The sequence below is a fragment of the Neobacillus drentensis genome, assembly GCF_036962125.1.
GTDB lineage: Bacteria > Bacillota > Bacilli > Bacillales > Cytobacillaceae > Neobacillus > Neobacillus drentensis_B.
On record NZ_JBALOA010000042.1, the window covers coordinates 32528 to 48396 of the forward strand.

Consider the following 15869-nt stretch of genomic DNA (forward strand, 5'->3'; position numbering starts at 1 on the left):
CAAAAAAAAAACAATTCATATTTTATTTACGTGAATTGTTTCTGACAGGTTCGGATAGATGAAATGGAATGTACTCACCTTGTTTCTGATTTACTCGCTTTTTTACTATACTCAAGTAACTTGATACCATCAATTTAAAAAGCCCTCGGAATTAAGGGCTTTTCAATAGGTTTCTGCTAATAATTTTTTTTGAAATATTCCTATCACTCTATAGTTAAACAAAGTTCAGAAACCCCTAAAAAGTTTTGAATGGCCAAGGCGCAGGCTCCCATGATGCATGCTTTTTTTCCAAATTGAGAGATAACCAATTCAGAATAATGGCTAATTGTAGAATTAAGATAGGTTTTAAGTTCTTGGACAGCATTAGGATACAAACGAAGGACCTCACTATTAACCACTAAAATTTCAGGATTATATAAGTTAATCAGGTTATTTATCCCTATAGATAGAAACTTTATAAATTGATCCATTTCATTAATGATAGTAGGTTCGTGTTCCTTAATCCGATTTTGAATATCTTCGTAGCTAATATCTTGACTTTCTTGATACTTTTTTAATTGAGTAAAAAAACTCAATTCGGAAGCGTATTGTTCCCAACATCCTAAATTCCCGCAACGGCAGGGCAAGCCATTAGGAACGACAATCATATGTCCAATCTCACCTGCATAGCCGTGGTACCCTTTGAATAATACACCATTTATCATGAAACCAATCCCAATTCCAGAATACAAACTAACAGATAATAAATTGTTACTTTGATGGTGTTTGAATACCTTTTCCGCAATTGAGCAAAGGTTAGCATTATTTTCGATGTAAACACTAACTCCAATTAAATCCTCTAAGTCTTTTTTTAAGTCTTTGTTTTGCCAGCCATGTTGCGGGACATAATCCACCATTTCAACTTTATTCACAATTCCATGGATTCCAATCGCAATGCCCACAAGGCCGTAACAGAAAGGAGCGAACTTAAGTTTATATCCTTTGATTTGTTCAACTAACAACTTAAGAACGGTATCATAAGCGGATATATTCAGTTTTATTTTTTCTGTCTGAACGGAAGTACCGATTAAATCCGATATGGTAAAAGTAATTGAATCTTTATCTAGGTCAATTCCGAGGACAAAACCCGCCTCGCGATTAACAGAGAGCATGACAGGCCTTCTCCCTAAACTTTTGTGTTCTTGTTGTGTTTCAATAACTATATTTTTGTCCAACATATCCGATACCTGTACAGAGATGGTAGCTTTATTTAATCCTGTAATTTTTGCCAGCTCTGCTCTAGATATTAGTTTATGCTCAACAATATTACTTAAGATTAACGATCTGTTCATCTTTTTGATAAATGCTGCATCCCCTGTGAGCATAAAGAACCTCCTTGATTATTTAAAAGGAAAAAGAACTCATATTTATTGACGTAAATTGTCCATAATGTTATTATACAAGTAATTAGTTTGTTTGGTAAACAAATTAAATTAAAACTATATTATTTAATTTAATTTGTAAGGGATTACAAAGGGTTAGCATTTAATTTCATAAATACATGGAAATGGATTAAAAGAGGAAAACTTTATTCATAGTAAAAGGGAGTGAAGCAAATATGGGCATTTTACAAGAATTATTAAAAGATATTCCGGTACCTAAAATGGCAAAAGTTAAAGTGAACTTTGATAACCAAAAGATCAATGACCTTGGTTCAACCCTGATGAAAAAGTTACAACGAGTTGATATTCAGGAAAAGGTTAAACCTGGGATGGAAATTGCACTTGCTGTTGGCAGCCGTGGGCTCGATCGACTCGTTGAAATGACTGCAGTAACTGTCCAATTTTTAATAGATTTGGGGGCAAAACCTTTCATTGTCCCAAGTATGGGAAGTCATGGCGGTGCGACAGCAGAGGGCCAGCGCGAAGTTTTAGCACATCTCGGGATAAACGAAGAAAGCGTTGGATGTGAGATTCGCTCTTCAATGGAAGTAGTAAAAATTAGTGAGCTGCCGAATGGCTTACCTGTATATGTAGATAAATTTGCTTCCGAAGCAGATGGTATTGTGGTCATTAATCGAGTCAAACCACATACAGCCTTTCGTGGTCCTGTTGAAAGTGGGATGATGAAGATGATCAGTATTGGATTAGGAAAGCAAAGAGGTGCAGAAGCATGCCATCAAATGGGCTTTAAATATATGGCTGAAAATGTTCCAGCTATGGCGAAAATCATCATGGAAAAGACTCCCTTCCTATTTGGTGTTGCCTCAGTTGAAAATGCATTTGATAAAGTAGCCATCATTGAAGTCCTTACTTCAGAAGAGATTATAAATAAAGAACCTGAGCTTCAAAAGAAAGCAAAAGAGTTATTGCCAAAGCTTTTCTTTGATCAATTAGATGTCTTGGTCATTGATGAAATCGGTAAGAATATTAGTGGGGATGGAATGGATCCTAATATTACCGGACGTTACCCAACTCCCTATGCTTCTGGTGGACCGGATGTAAACAAAATGGTTGTCCTTGATGTAACACCTCAATCGGAGGGAAATGCCAATGGAGTAGGAACGGCAGACTTTACGACACAAAGGCTGGTAGACAAAATGGATAAAGAAGGAACATATGCAAATGGCTTAACTTCAACAGTTGTGGCACCTACTAAAATAGCTACTACCTTACCAAATGACAAACAAGCGATTCAAGCGGCGGTTAAAACATGTAATATTTTAGATTTTAAAAATGTTAAATTAGTTCGTATTAAAAATACCTTAGTTTTAAGTGAAATTGAAGTGTCTGAGCATTTACTAGAATATGTGAATCAGCATCCAAATATGGAACAAAGTTCAGATTTATATGAGATTCCGTTTAATGAAAGTGGAAATTTATTTTAGTAGTAAAAGGGAGAGAATAAATAATGGCACAATTATTTGATTTAAGTGGAAAAGTGGCAGTAGCAGTTGGTGGAAATGGTGTTTTGGGATCAGCAATGGCAAAGGGATTGGCTTCCCACGGTGCAAAAGTTGCTATTGTAGGACGTAATCTTGAAAAAGCAGAAGAAGTGGTCAAAGAAATTATTGAGAGTGGCGGGGAAGCCAAAGCGTTTTCTGCAGATGTTAGTTCTAAGGATTCATTAATTAACGTTGCCAAAGAAATTGAGCAATGGGCTGGCGGCTGGGATATTCTTTTAAATGCACCTGGTACAAATAGTGCGACACCATTCTTTGAACTAGAAATGGATGAATACGACAAAATTATGGATATAAATTTAAAAGGAATTGTGTTAACCTGTCAAATCTTTGCAAAGAGAATGATTGAGCAGGAACGAAAAGGCAGCATTATTAATATCTCTTCTGTATCTTCTACGACACCACTTTCAAGGGTGTTTACGTATTCGGTATCAAAAGCAGGTCTTAATAGTGTTACACAGTTTTTAGCAAGTGAATTTGCACCAAATGGTATTCGTGTCAATGCGATTATTCCTGGATTTTTCCCTGCTGAACAAAACCGAAAAATTTTAGATAAAGAGCGAATTGAATCAATCATGAGACATACTCCAATGAATCGTTTTGGTGAGGCGGAAGAGTTACAAGGTGCTACGGTTTGGCTCGCCTCTGAAAAAGCGTCAAGTTTCGTAACAGGAACACTCATCCGAGTTGATGGCGGTTTTGGGAGCATGACTATATAATCCAAGTTACACATAAATCTAGAGTCTATTAAATAAATTAACAATGGCTAAATTGTTATTTAGAAAAGGGATAGGGGGAGAAAAGGGCTATGTTAACAGAGAAATACAAAAAATTAACATCTATTCTCCGCGAAATGGAATCAGTGGTTGTAGCATTCTCAGGAGGAGTGGATAGTACCTTTTTATTAAAGGCTGCTGTCGATGCATTAGGCCCTGAGCAAGTTCTAGCCGTGACAGCAGACTCTGAAAGCTACCCATCTAGTGAGCTTACAGAAGCAAAAGTACTTGCAGAAAATATTGGTGTCAGGCACCAAGTGATTGAAACTTCAGAACTCGCTATTCCAGGATACGCTGAAAATAATAAAAATCGATGCTATTTTTGTAAAAGCAGTTTATTTGATCATTTGATTCCAGTCATGGAAGAAAAGGGCTTTCAAAATGTGGTTTATGGTGTCATAGCAGATGATATGAATGAATTTCGACCAGGTATGCAAGCCGCTAAAGAAAAGGGGATACGCGGCCCGCTCCTAGAGGCTAATTTGTTTAAACAAGAAATCAGAGAGCTCTCGCGGGAGTTTGATTTGCCAACTTGGGATAAACCTTCATTAGCGTGTCTTTCTTCAAGAATTGCCTATGGTGAGTATATTACAAAAGAAAAGCTAACGAAGGTAGAAAAAGCTGAGGCTTATTTAAAATCACTGGATATCTATCAGGTACGGGTGCGAACACATCAGGAGATCGCAAGGATCGAAGTAGAACCTAAAGACATGCAGAAAATCCTTGAAAATCATGACTCGATTGTTAAAACACTTCAAGGATATGGCTACAAATATATCACCTTAGATCTAATTGGTTATAAGAGTGGCAGTATGAATAAGGTTCTGTCTGAATAGGTTTTATATGTGAATTTTTCACATGGTACCTGACACCCATTCTTTCCAGCTTACTTAGGAATTTATAGTGGGAAAATGGCTTTGGAACATCCAAAGCCTCTTATTTTAATGATAATAAAACTAGCAATAACGCAATATTACTTATTGTTATCTGAAAAGGAAGATGAAACATGTCAAGAGAAGTTGTACTCGGACTTGATATCGGAACGACGAGTGTGAAAGCATGTATATTTGATTTGCAAGGTAAATTAATTGCAGAAGCAGAGAAAATGAACACATTTCATTATCCACAACAAGGATGGGTAGAACAAGACCCAATTGAGATTGAACATTCGGCTGTACTAACAATAAAAGAGGCAATTGAAAAAGCAGGTATAGAGAAAAATGAGTTGATTTCTATTGGGTTCTCAGCCGCTATGCATTCACTTATTTGTGTAGATGAGAATGGCAATCCTATATCTTCAGCACTAATATGGGCGGATGGACGAAGTTATCTTCAAGCAGAATCTGTGATTAAGTCAATGGGTAAAGAAGTTTATTCAAAGACGGGTACTCCGGTTCATCCAATGACACCGTTCGTTAAGTTATTATGGATGAAAGAAACAAAATATGAACCTTATCTTCAGGCAAAGTATTTTATGTCAATTAAAGAGTATGTACTCCAATGCTGGTTTAATCAGAGGGTGATTGATTATTCAATGGCATCTGCGACAGGGTTATTTAATCCTGACACTCACACCTGGAATCAAGCATTATTATCACTAACTGATATCCATGAAGCTCAACTTTCTAGAATTGTCCCTCCAACTGAGATATTAACAGGGATTAATCCTCAAATTGCTGAGGCAATGGGAATTGACCCTGATCTTCCTTTTGTCGTTGGTGCGGCTGATGGCCAATTGGCTAACTTAGGAATAGGGGCGATTCTTCCAGGGGAAGTTGCTGTTTCAGTTGGCACTAGTGGAGCCATCCGGCAAATCACAAAAGGTGTTAAGATGAGTGAAAACCAAGAAACCTTTTGTTATTCCTTTACCGAAGATTCGTCTATCATTGGGGGACCAACTAATAATGGCGGAATTGCCTTACAATGGTTAAAAGACCTTTTGAACGACCCTAGGGACTTCTCCGAATTCCTTGCAGATGCAGAAAAAGTTCCTCTTGGCGCTGATGGTATTCTGTTTCATCCATATATCAATGGCGAAAGAGCGCCAATTTGGAACCAACGGGCAAAAGGGAATTTCTTTGGTTTATCTATTACACATAAAAGAGAACATATTATCCGCGCCGTTTTAGAAGGTATTACATTTAACCTCTTCCAAATTGGCAAAGCTTTAGAGAGGTTAGCTGGGAAGCACCAAAAGATTTTTGTTAACGGTGGGTTATCTAGATCTCCATTGTGGTTGCAAATGATGGCCGATGTTTTCGATGCGGAAATTTATGTGCCGGAGAGCTACCATAGTGCAGCGTGGGGAGCAGCATGGACAGCATTGGTAGGAACTGGTAAAGTTTATTCCTTTGAGGATATTAAAAATAACATTCCAATGGGAGAAGCGATTGTACCAATAAAGGAGAATGTTGAGAATTATAAAAAGGTTTATGATAACTATGGAAAGATTGGTAATGGAATGTATAAACATTTTTGATATGTATATTAAGGGGGAGAACGTATGCTTGAAGATATTTTAAAGCAAGTTCAGAATGGTACCCTAAGCGTTAATGAAGCTAAAGAGCAGTTGGCAACATTTGAAAATTTGGGATTTGCAAAAGTTGACCATCATCGCAAGAAACGTCAAGGTTTTCCAGAAGTCGTGTACGGGGAAGGAAAGACAACTGAGCAAATTATTTCGATTATTAAAGTGCTGCGGGCTCGAAACAACCAAGTACTTGTTACACGAATTTCTAAACAAAAGGCAGAAATTGTCCAAAAGGCATGTCCTGATTTTATCTACAAAGAAGATGCACAAATTCTGTTTTGGAAAGAGGAACAAATAAATCAAGAGGCTTTACATGGTTACATTGCTGTAATTTGTGCTGGTACTTCGGATTTACGGGTTGCGGAAGAAGCAGCGGTTACTGCTGAAGTATTAGGCAGTAAGGTTCATCGTATCTATGATGTCGGTGTTGCCGGAATTCATCGCTTGTTAAGTCATGCTGAGGAAATTCAAAATGCCACAGTTTCTGTTGTTGTTGCAGGGATGGAAGGGGCTCTTCCAAGTGTTGTGGGGGGACTTGTATCACATCCAGTTATTGCTGTGCCTACAAGTGTTGGGTATGGAGCCAATTTCAATGGATTATCTGCTCTATTAACCATGTTAAATTCATGTGCATCAGGGATAAGTGTCGTGAATATTGATAATGGATTCGGCGGAGGATATAACGCGGTATTAATTGATCAACTTGCACAAAAAGGGGCAGGGAAAATTGAAAACACTTTATTTTGATTGTTTTTCAGGTATCAGCGGGGATATGGTTATTGGTGCCCTAATCGATGCTGGAGCAGATCCTAATTTTTTAGTAGAAGAATTAAAGAAACTTCATATTGAAAATGAATATGAGCTGAAGTGGAAAAAGCTTGTGAAAAATGGAATAACGAGTAGTAAGTTTGATGTGCAGTTATTAAACAATGTTCATTCCGATAACCATGATCATAACCATACACACAATCACGACCATGTTCACAATCATGATCACAGCCATGGTCATCATCATGAACACCGTGCGTATAAAGATATTGTTAAATTAATTGAAAATGCTGGTTTTGCTGAGCCTGTGAAAAAAACTGCTTTAAAAATCTTTAAAAGAATTGGTGAAGCAGAAGGACATATCCATGGAATTCCCTTAGAGCAGGTTTATTTTCATGAAGTTGGGGCAGTAGATTCGATTATTGACATAATTGGTGCAGTTATCTTAATTCATCAATTAGAAATAGACGTAATTAAATCATCGCCGATTCCAGTTGGAACAGGTCGAATCCATATTGCGCATGGCATCTATCCTGTCCCAGCACCTGCGACATTAGAAATATTAAAAGGAGTGCCAATTGATCAGTCTGAGATTAAAGCCGAGCTAACGACACCTACAGGTGCTGCAATCGTCTCTGTTCTTGCGGAGGAATTTTGTTCAATCCCTTCGATGAAGATTAAATCAATTGGTTATGGGGCGGGAACCAAAACTTTTAAAAATCATCCAAATGTTCTTCGTGTCATTATTGGTGAATAAGGTCTGTCTTTACTTTAATCGTAAAGGGACCAACTGGATACATAAAAATCCTGTTATGAAAGGAGTTTTGTCTCGTGGTATCACATCCTGAAAATCATGAACATATCGATGATCAGATGTTCAAAATGGAGGTTAACCTTGATGATATTCCTGGAGAATGGCTTGGCTATGTAATGGACTTACTTTTTGAGGCTGGGGCAAATGATGTTTTCTATACACCAATCTATATGAAAAAAAATAGGCCAGGTGTATTGTTACAACTACTTTGCTCACAGAAAAGTATAAATAAAATAAAGCAAATTCTTTTTAAGGAAACCACAACACTTGGGGTTCGTTATTATCACTTAACGGTACACCGATTAGAAAGAAAATTTAGGAAGGTTTCGACCGAGTGGGGTCCTGTGACAGTAAAAGAGGGAATGCTGGATGGACAAGTTGTGCAATGTGCTCCGGAGTTTGAGGAATGTAAAAGCATTGCACGACTTCATGACATTCCCGTGAAAAAGGTTTATGAAATGGTTTGGAAGGCTTTGGGAAGAGAAGAATAAGCCCAAAGTTTCACTTCCTTTTAGGGGAAAATTCGCAACTAAATTTAATAGATTTGGAGTGTAATAGCATATGACAACATTGCTTAATGAAACCAAACTTGATCAATTAGCTATTAATACAATTCGTACATTATCAATTGATGGGATTGAAAAGGCAAACTCTGGTCATCCTGGCATGCCGATGGGATCAGCGCCAATGGCTTATACGCTTTGGGCAAAAGAAATGAATCATAACCCAGTAAATCCTAAATGGTTTAATAGAGACAGGTTTGTTTTATCAGCGGGACATGGATCCATGCTTTTATATAGTTTATTGCATTTATTCGGTTACGATGTAACCATTGACGATTTGAAAAACTTCCGTCAATGGGGAAGCAGAACCCCTGGCCACCCTGAATTTGGGCATACACCTGGCGTCGAAGCAACAACTGGTCCATTAGGACAAGGTGTTGCGATGGCTGTGGGGATGGCAATGGCGGAAAGACATCTCGCAGCAACATACAATCAAAAGGGATATGAAATTATTAATCACTATACTTATAGTATTTGTGGAGACGGCGACTTAATGGAAGGAGTATCTGCGGAAGCAGCATCTCTTGCAGGTCACCTTAAACTTGGAAGACTAATCGTCATGTATGATTCGAATGACATATCATTGGATGGAGATTTACATTTATCATTCTCTGAAAGTGTGGAAGACAGGTTTAAAGCCTATGGCTGGCAAGTGCTTCGGGTTGAAGATGGAAATGATACCGATGCTATTCAAAAAGCCTTACAAGAAGCAAAAGCCGAATTGAATCACCCTACATTAATAGAGGTTAAAACAGTAATCGGCTACGGATCACCTAATAAAGCTGGTAAATCTGCTTCCCATGGTTCTCCACTTGGAAAAGAAGAAATTAAGTTAACAAAAGCTGCCTACGAATGGGAGTCTGTTGAGCCATTTTTCGTTCCAGAACAAGTAAAAAAGTATTTCAACGAATTTACCCTAGAGGGACAACGAAAAGAAAATACTTGGAATGAATTATATTCCGGCTATCAGAAGGAATATCCTGACCTAGCTGAGCTATTGGAATCGGCATTAAATGATAAGCTTCCGGCAAATTGGGAAGAAGTATTGCCTGCTTTTACAGAAGGTGAAAAATTTGCGACTCGTGCTTCATCAGGGAAAACATTAAATGCAATAGCCAATGTGGTTCCACAATTTATCGGGGGCTCTGCTGATTTAGCAGGATCAAACAAAACAACCATTACAGCAGAAAACAATTACTATATTGATAGTTTTGCAGGTCGTAATATTTGGTTTGGTGTTCGTGAATTTGCAATGGGTGCTGCCTTAAATGGGATGGCACTTCATGGTGGTGTGAAAGTATTCGGGTCCACCTTCTTCGTATTTTCTGACTACTTACGTCCAGCGATTCGATTAGCGGCATTAATGAAGCTTCCGGTAACTTATGTGTTTACACATGATAGCATCGCTGTTGGTGAAGACGGACCAACACATGAACCAGTTGAACAACTAGCAGCATTACGTGCAATGCCGGAAATTTCCATTCTCCGTCCTGCAGATGCGAAGGAAACTGTTGCTGCGTGGAGATTAGCCATTGAAAGCAGAGACACTCCAACAGCCCTTGTATTAACACGTCAGGACCTGCCAACCCTAGCACTTCCGCAACAAACGGTTTATGAAGGTGTTAAAAAGGGTGCATACATTGTTTCCAAAGCAAACGGCGAGAGTAACGGATTATTGCTTGCAACAGGTTCAGAAGTATCCTTAGCTATGGCTGCTCAAAAAGAGCTTGAACGTGAAGGGATTTATGTATCAGTAGTCAGCATGCCAAGCTGGGATCGTTTTGAGCAACAGTCGCCAGAATATAAAGAAGCCATACTGCCTAAAAATATAAAGGCACGTCTTGCTATTGAAATGGGTTCAGCAATCGGTTGGAGAGAATATATCGGGGATGCTGGCAGTGTTATCGCTATTAATCAATTTGGTGCATCCGCACCTGAAAGTGTACTACTTGAGAAATATGGATTTACAGTTGAAAATGTCGTTAAACGTTTTAAAGAACTTAGTAATTAAGTAAAAAGCTGCTGCTAGGAAAACCCTAGCAGCAGCTTTTTTAAAATTTTTCAAAAGTCCTTCTGTTTTCATGAAATTGTTAGAAATCAAAAATAATAGCAGGAAAAACAGATTTACAATATAATTAAGATTTGTTTAGCCAAAGGCGGGATCATTTAGTGAGCCAACATTCCCAAAAAACTGATGACATTGAAATATTAAAATCAAGGATAGCAGAGCTTGAAAAAAGAGAACAAGAACTTTCAAAGGAGCTCCGTCTTAATTCCTCACTACACTCTATGGTTCTTGACGCCTTACCTATTAATGTCTTTTTAGAAGATCCTGAGGGGAGAACCATTTTTGCAAATAAACAAGCATGTGAATTAAATGGTATGAAACTTGAAGAGTTAGTTGGTAAGACGGTCTTTGATTTTTTTCCAGAGCATATTGCTCAAGTAAACCGGAAAATTGACCTTGAAGTATGGAGGAAACGCAGTATGATTACCTCCGAAGCACTTGCAGGTTTCCAAGGCAAGGAATACTATATGTACTCTGGTAAAACGATTATACAACTTCCAGAATCAGAGGAAGAATTTCTACTAGGCTTTAGTTTGGATATTACCGAGTTAAAACGGGCAGAGAAAAGGATAGCGCATATGGCCTATCATGATGCATTGACTGGGCTGCCCAATCGCTGGTTTATTAAATCATACCTTGAAAAATACCAATTGATTCATGAAAATGCGAAACCCTTGTTGGGGTTGTTTCTTCTCGATTTAGATCATTTTAAGGTAATTAATGATAGTTTGGGACACCAGGCTGGTGATGTGTTATTGCAATCAGTTGCTGAGAGATTAAAAGCGGCGCTCGGTGAAGAGACAATACTGGCAAGATTCGGTGGAGATGAATTTATCATTTTAGTTCCTAATTTACGGAATGCTGAAAAAGCATGTGAACTATGCAGGCAACTATTAATGGTGATGTCTGAGCCATTTACGGTATATAATCAAAAATTTAACATTTCACCCAGTGTTGGTATTAGTTTATACCCCCAACATGGAGAAGATATAAATACTCTTATCAAAAATGCAGACCTTGCCATGTACCACTCCAAGGAAAAGGGGAGAAATTGCTATTCATTATTTACTCCCAATATGAAGGTCCATGCAATGGTTCGAATGGATATGGAAATTAATTTACGTCAGGCTTTAGAAAAAGATGAATTTATCCTTCATTATCAGCCGAAGATGGATTTAAAGACAGGAAAAATTTATGGAATGGAAGCACTAATACGCTGGAAAAGCAACGATAATCAACTACTCTTCCCAGATTCCTTTATACAAATAGCAGAGGAGTCTGGACTGATTGCCCCAATTGGGGAGTGGGTATTAAGAGAAGCATGCACACAATGTAAGCAATGGCATGATGAAGGATTCTCAGAGTTATCTGTTAGTGTAAATATTTCACCACAACAATTCCATAAACAAAACCTAGAAGAAGTGATTAGGACCATTCTGACTGAGACTGGTTTGCCACCCTGTTCATTAGATTTAGAATTGACCGAGAGCACCATTATGAAAAGACCAGAAGAAGCAGCAATTGTTCTAAATAACCTTAAAGCGCTTGGAATAACCATTTCTATAGATGATTTTGGAACTGGTTTCTCCTCATTAAGTTATTTAAGAAACTTCCCGATTGATGTCTTAAAAATCGATAAATCATTTATTATGAATTTGGAAATGGATGATGCAAACTTAGCAATTACTGATGCAGTAATTTCACTTGCCCGTACGTTGAAATTAAAAGTGGTCGCAGAAGGTGTAGAGACTTTTGAGCAATTAAAGTATTTGCAACGAGGTAATTGTGACTCTGCCCAAGGTTACTACATCGGTAAACCAGTGGAAATACATTCAATAAAGGAATTATTTATGACAATTCAATAATATAGATAAAAGGCTGCCATAAGGAAGGCAGCCTCTTATTTATATCCACTTAATCTCTTGGATAAGTTGTTGTCGAAATAATTCGATGATAAATTCATTATAAAAATCTTTTCTTACAATTATTTGAAATCTATTATTCGGGTGTATATAGAAATGAATATCAGTTAAGATGTTATTAGCATCAAAATGCTCACGGATTTTTTCCATTTTGCTTCTTCCATCTTTTGCAACCAGAGTTAGAGAGAATTCAAAATCTTCCTCGTTTGCCGTTTCCTGCAGACTAAGAAGCTGCTCGTCAAATGTATAAGATACCCTCATCATTAGGCCCCCTAAATTAAATATCTTAAATAAATATAAACGGTACAGATGATTATCGATAAAATCATTAACGGAAAAGCAATTAATAAGAATTTGCCAAACGTAATCGGATATCCTTCCTTTGCAGCAAGCCCAGCAACTATTACGTTTGCACTTGCCCCTATTAATGTACCGTTTCCACCCAGACATGCCCCTAATGAAAGGCTCCACCAAAGTGGTTCTAAATTATTAATTCCGAGTTCCCCCATATCCTTGATCATTGGAATCATGGTAGCAACGAATGGAATGTTATCAATAAATGCGGATGCAATTGCACTAACCCAGAGAATTAACAGAGAGGTTGATGTCACATTACCCCCCGTAAGGTGGACTGAATAATCTGCTATTAATGAAATTACCCCTGTCTCTATCAATCCTGATACCAATACAAATAGACCAATAAAGAAGAAAATCGTTGTCCATTCTACTTTTAAAAAGGCTTTATCTAAATACTTTTCTCCTGTAAGGAGAAGGAGTAGAAATGCACCTGCCAATGCGACGGTTGCGGATTCAATGTGAAGAAGTTGATGAAAAAAGAAACCCAGAATAGTCAGAGAAAGGGAAACTAAAGATTTAATCAACAATCTTTTATCGGTGATTTCTTCCTTTTCATCTAAATCCATTAGATTTGCTTTTAGGTCATCAGATGTTCGAAGCTGCTTTCGATAAATAAATGCCAATATTCCGATATTAACAAACAGAACAAAAAATGAAATAGCTGTAAGATTATTAATAAATGCCATAAAGGTGAGTTCTTTCACGGCGCTTCCAAGCATAATATTTGGCGGGTCACCTATAAGTGTAGATGTTCCTCCAACATTCGATGCGATAATTTCTGTAATTAAAAAGGGTATTGGATTGACACGCAGTTGTCTTGTGATACTGAATGTAACCGGAACCATTAGTAAAACGGTTGTTACATTATCTAAAAAGGCTGAACCTAATGCGGTGATGGTTCCGAGTGCCAGTAAAATTTTTAAGGGATCGCCTTTCACTTTTTTTGCGGCTAAAATGGCTATGTATTTGAATAGGCCTGTCTCAGTTGTAATTGCCACAATAATCATCATACCAGTCAGTAACCCTAGTGTATTAAAATCAATATGGTGCAAGGCCTTTTCCTGCCCAACAATTCCTAGCAGCACCATCATAATTCCACCAGTCATTGCAATGATGGTGCGATGGATTTTTTCAGTGACGATAAAGGCATAACTAATTAAGAATACACCAATAGCAATTAGTGCTTGTGTTGACATCCAGCAACCTCTTCTCCCAAGTATTTATATAGTGAATTCTTGAAAAATGACAAAAAGGAGCCTGTTTGACAGACTCCCCCTAGTAAATACACCATATATTATTTATATAATTTTATAAGAGTATACTATGAAAGTAAAGAAAATATTCCCTTTAAAGCCCTAATTTATTAATAAAATCAACCGTTTCTTGATGCTCAGGATTAACTAAATGAAAGAGACGTTTATCCCTTTTAACAAGAGACTTTCCTAAATCATTCGCAATTGGTCTAGTTTCGGCTATCCCTTTTACCACCTTCCATTTGCCATCCCTTTTTTTGATAGTAAGGTCAATAATCCCAAGACGGCTTCCGAAAGCTCCTGCCATCACAACTGGTTTTCCATTGATTTGTCCCGTTTTGATATTGGTGTTGGGAGAATTTCCATACGCTGGACCTGGAAAGATATTATGGGAATGTCCTGCTAAAATGACATCGATTCCAGGTATCTTTGTTAAATAATAGACGGCATTTTCTGAATCAGTATTATATGGTTCGTAGCTAATACCTGTATGGGCAAGAGCAATAATAATATCCGCTCCTTTTGTTTTTAGGAGGGGAATAAACTCTTTGGCTGTTTCAACAATTGGTTTTGCAATAACCTTACCTTCAAGGTTCGCTTTGTCCCACTTCATTATCTGGGTTGGCATAAAAGCTATTACTCCAATGTTTAGATTTTGAGTTTCCCCATTTTGGTCAACAACCTTCCTTTTCAAAATGACATATGGAGTAAAGTAGGGCTTTTTCTTTTTAACTGAATAAACATTCGCATTCAGGACCGGCATATTTGCCCCTTTTATAGCAGTATTTAAGAAGGCTAATCCGTAGTTAAATTCGTGATTACCAATTGCAACAGCATCATAGTTTAACGAATTAAAAGCACGATAAACAGGATGTATCCTTCCCTTGTGGAGCCCTCGAATTCTTGCTAAATACTCTCCTAATGGATTTCCTTTTAAGTGATCACCATCATCAAATAATAATGAGTTTGGTACCTCTTTTCTAGCCCTCCGGATAAGCGTTGCTGTTTTTACAAGGCCAATACGATTGTCTATTTTTGTTTGATAATAATCATAATTCACTAAGGATGCATGTATATCAGTTGTTTCTAGGATACGTAAATTGACAGCTCCCGCTTGAATTGGAACAGTCTCAGCGTTGGGAACTGAAGGATGAGATATTTCAAAAAGTGAAAGGATAATAAGGAAAATAAAAATCTTGGTATTCAATTAGCTTCCCCCCATAGTTTTACTTTAAAATTTCTTTTAGTATTTGTTTTCCTACTAGAATTATGATAGCTGGTAATATTACTTATAGTGTTGTACTTTGGAGGGGGCATTTATTTGAAAAAGACAGTAAATTGTCAAAAATATATGTATAAAAAATGAAAAGAACGCTTTCAATAGGTTTCATTTATAAAAGTCTTTTATAATGAAGGAAATTAATGCTGGAGGTAAAATGAAAATGAATATCACAACAATTATTGAATTAGAAAATAGTGAAGTAGAAAATATTGCAGGAGCAAAATTGGTATTTACCCAAGAACAAATAGATGAGAATATTATTGAAACATGCGTGGAATGTTTCAAAATGGACGCTTCAGAGGAAACACTCACAACCGAAGAAGGAATGCAAATAGTATTTGAGGAATTACAACAAAAGGGCATAATCCCTCAAAACGTTGAGGACTTTTCATATGAAATGCCTTCTTGTGAGCGTCTAAAAAGAAAGAACAATAGTGTACCAGACCTTCCTCAGAAGGTAATACTCTCCTACATGATGTAACAGAAGAAGTTCCTTGGAACTTCTTTTTTTCTGTGATAAGTATAAGTATTTGAACTTAGACTACTGTCTAGCGCAAGCGCCCTAGCGGCTATTGTCCTTCGCTCTCCGCCCTAC

14 protein-coding genes are annotated in these 15869 nt (G+C 37.4%); 10 read left to right on the top strand and 4 right to left on the bottom strand.

Annotated features, from left to right (window positions below; translation table 11 throughout):
- Positions 1-203 precede the first annotated feature (203 nt).
- The gene (locus V7121_RS24025; RefSeq protein WP_335548117.1) at positions 204-1364 is read right to left on the bottom strand and encodes an ROK family transcriptional regulator; all 1161 of its coding nucleotides are present in this window, start codon (positions 1362-1364) and stop codon (positions 204-206) included.
- 233 nt (positions 1365-1597) lie between these two features.
- Here V7121_RS24025 and V7121_RS24030 point away from each other — a divergent pair, with 233 nt between their 5' ends.
- The 9 genes from V7121_RS24030 to V7121_RS24070 all read left to right on the top strand — a co-directional run bounded on the left by V7121_RS24030 (position 1598) and on the right by V7121_RS24070 (position 12325).
- Positions 1598-2866 (top strand): lactate racemase domain-containing protein, encoded by a 1269-nt coding sequence (locus V7121_RS24030; RefSeq protein WP_335493675.1) that lies wholly within the window; start codon positions 1598-1600, stop codon positions 2864-2866.
- A gap of 23 nt (positions 2867-2889) precedes the next feature.
- Entirely contained in the window at positions 2890-3660 is a 771-nt protein-coding gene (locus tag V7121_RS24035; protein WP_335493673.1) for an SDR family oxidoreductase, read from the top strand.
- An 89-nt stretch (positions 3661-3749) separates the two neighbouring features.
- The gene (gene larE / locus V7121_RS24040) at positions 3750-4553 is read left to right on the top strand and encodes an ATP-dependent sacrificial sulfur transferase LarE (RefSeq protein WP_335493671.1); all 804 of its coding nucleotides are present in this window, start codon (positions 3750-3752) and stop codon (positions 4551-4553) included.
- 170 nt (positions 4554-4723) lie between these two features.
- Entirely contained in the window at positions 4724-6196 is a 1473-nt protein-coding gene (locus tag V7121_RS24045) for a gluconokinase (RefSeq protein ID WP_335493669.1), read from the top strand.
- Positions 6197-6220: 24 nt separating this feature from the next.
- On the top strand, positions 6221-6994 hold the full coding sequence (gene larB / locus V7121_RS24050; RefSeq protein ID WP_335493667.1) for a nickel pincer cofactor biosynthesis protein LarB: 774 nt from the start codon (positions 6221-6223) through the stop codon (positions 6992-6994).
- On the top strand, positions 6975-7772 hold the full coding sequence (locus V7121_RS24055) for a LarC family nickel insertion protein (protein ID WP_335493665.1): 798 nt from the start codon (positions 6975-6977) through the stop codon (positions 7770-7772). The genes larB and V7121_RS24055 overlap by 20 nt, the downstream gene beginning before the upstream one ends.
- Before the next feature lie 74 nt (positions 7773-7846).
- Positions 7847-8320, top strand: a complete 474-nt coding sequence (gene larC, locus V7121_RS24060; RefSeq protein ID WP_335493663.1) for a nickel insertion protein — start codon at positions 7847-7849, stop codon at positions 8318-8320.
- Positions 8321-8390: 70 nt separating this feature from the next.
- Positions 8391-10403: a transketolase gene (tkt, locus tag V7121_RS24065; protein ID WP_335548118.1), complete on the top strand. Its 2013-nt coding sequence runs from the start codon at positions 8391-8393 to the stop codon at positions 10401-10403.
- A gap of 158 nt (positions 10404-10561) precedes the next feature.
- Complete coding sequence (locus tag V7121_RS24070) at positions 10562-12325, top strand: putative bifunctional diguanylate cyclase/phosphodiesterase (protein WP_335493659.1); 1764 nt, start codon at positions 10562-10564, stop codon at positions 12323-12325.
- Positions 12326-12364: 39 nt separating this feature from the next.
- Here the strand turns inward: V7121_RS24070 and V7121_RS24075 are convergent, their stop codons facing one another.
- The 3 genes from V7121_RS24075 to V7121_RS24085 form a co-directional block, all read right to left on the bottom strand.
- Positions 12365-12646: a hypothetical protein gene (locus tag V7121_RS24075; protein WP_335548120.1), complete on the bottom strand. Its 282-nt coding sequence runs from the start codon at positions 12644-12646 to the stop codon at positions 12365-12367.
- An 8-nt stretch (positions 12647-12654) separates the two neighbouring features.
- Positions 12655-13935, bottom strand: coding sequence for an ArsB/NhaD family transporter (locus tag V7121_RS24080; RefSeq protein WP_335548122.1), 1281 nt, complete (start codon positions 13933-13935; stop codon positions 12655-12657).
- A 151-nt stretch (positions 13936-14086) separates the two neighbouring features.
- Entirely contained in the window at positions 14087-15199 is a 1113-nt protein-coding gene (locus V7121_RS24085; protein ID WP_335548123.1) for a metallophosphoesterase, read from the bottom strand.
- Between the two features lie 235 nt (positions 15200-15434).
- Between V7121_RS24085 and V7121_RS24090 the strand changes: the two genes are divergently transcribed.
- Positions 15435-15755, top strand: a complete 321-nt coding sequence (locus tag V7121_RS24090) for a hypothetical protein (protein WP_335548125.1) — start codon at positions 15435-15437, stop codon at positions 15753-15755.
- Positions 15756-15869: the final 114 nt, after the last annotated feature.

Bases quoted from the DNA above. Each gene is read 5' to 3' on its own strand.
- V7121_RS24025 (WP_335548117.1), bottom strand. From the start codon at position 1,364: ATGCTCACAGGGGATGCAGCATTTATCAAAAAGATGAACAGATCGTTA.
- V7121_RS24030 (WP_335493675.1), top strand. From the start codon at position 1,598: ATGGGCATTTTACAAGAATTATTAAAAGATATTCCGGTACCTAAAATG.
- V7121_RS24035 (WP_335493673.1), top strand. From the start codon at position 2,890: ATGGCACAATTATTTGATTTAAGTGGAAAAGTGGCAGTAGCAGTTGGT.
- larE (WP_335493671.1), top strand. From the start codon at position 3,750: ATGTTAACAGAGAAATACAAAAAATTAACATCTATTCTCCGCGAAATG.
- V7121_RS24045 (WP_335493669.1), top strand. From the start codon at position 4,724: ATGTCAAGAGAAGTTGTACTCGGACTTGATATCGGAACGACGAGTGTG.
- larB (WP_335493667.1), top strand. From the start codon at position 6,221: ATGCTTGAAGATATTTTAAAGCAAGTTCAGAATGGTACCCTAAGCGTT.
- tkt (WP_335548118.1), top strand. From the start codon at position 8,391: ATGACAACATTGCTTAATGAAACCAAACTTGATCAATTAGCTATTAAT.
- V7121_RS24075 (WP_335548120.1), bottom strand. From the start codon at position 12,646: ATGATGAGGGTATCTTATACATTTGACGAGCAGCTTCTTAGTCTGCAG.
- V7121_RS24080 (WP_335548122.1), bottom strand. From the start codon at position 13,935: ATGTCAACACAAGCACTAATTGCTATTGGTGTATTCTTAATTAGTTAT.
- V7121_RS24090 (WP_335548125.1), top strand. From the start codon at position 15,435: ATGAATATCACAACAATTATTGAATTAGAAAATAGTGAAGTAGAAAAT.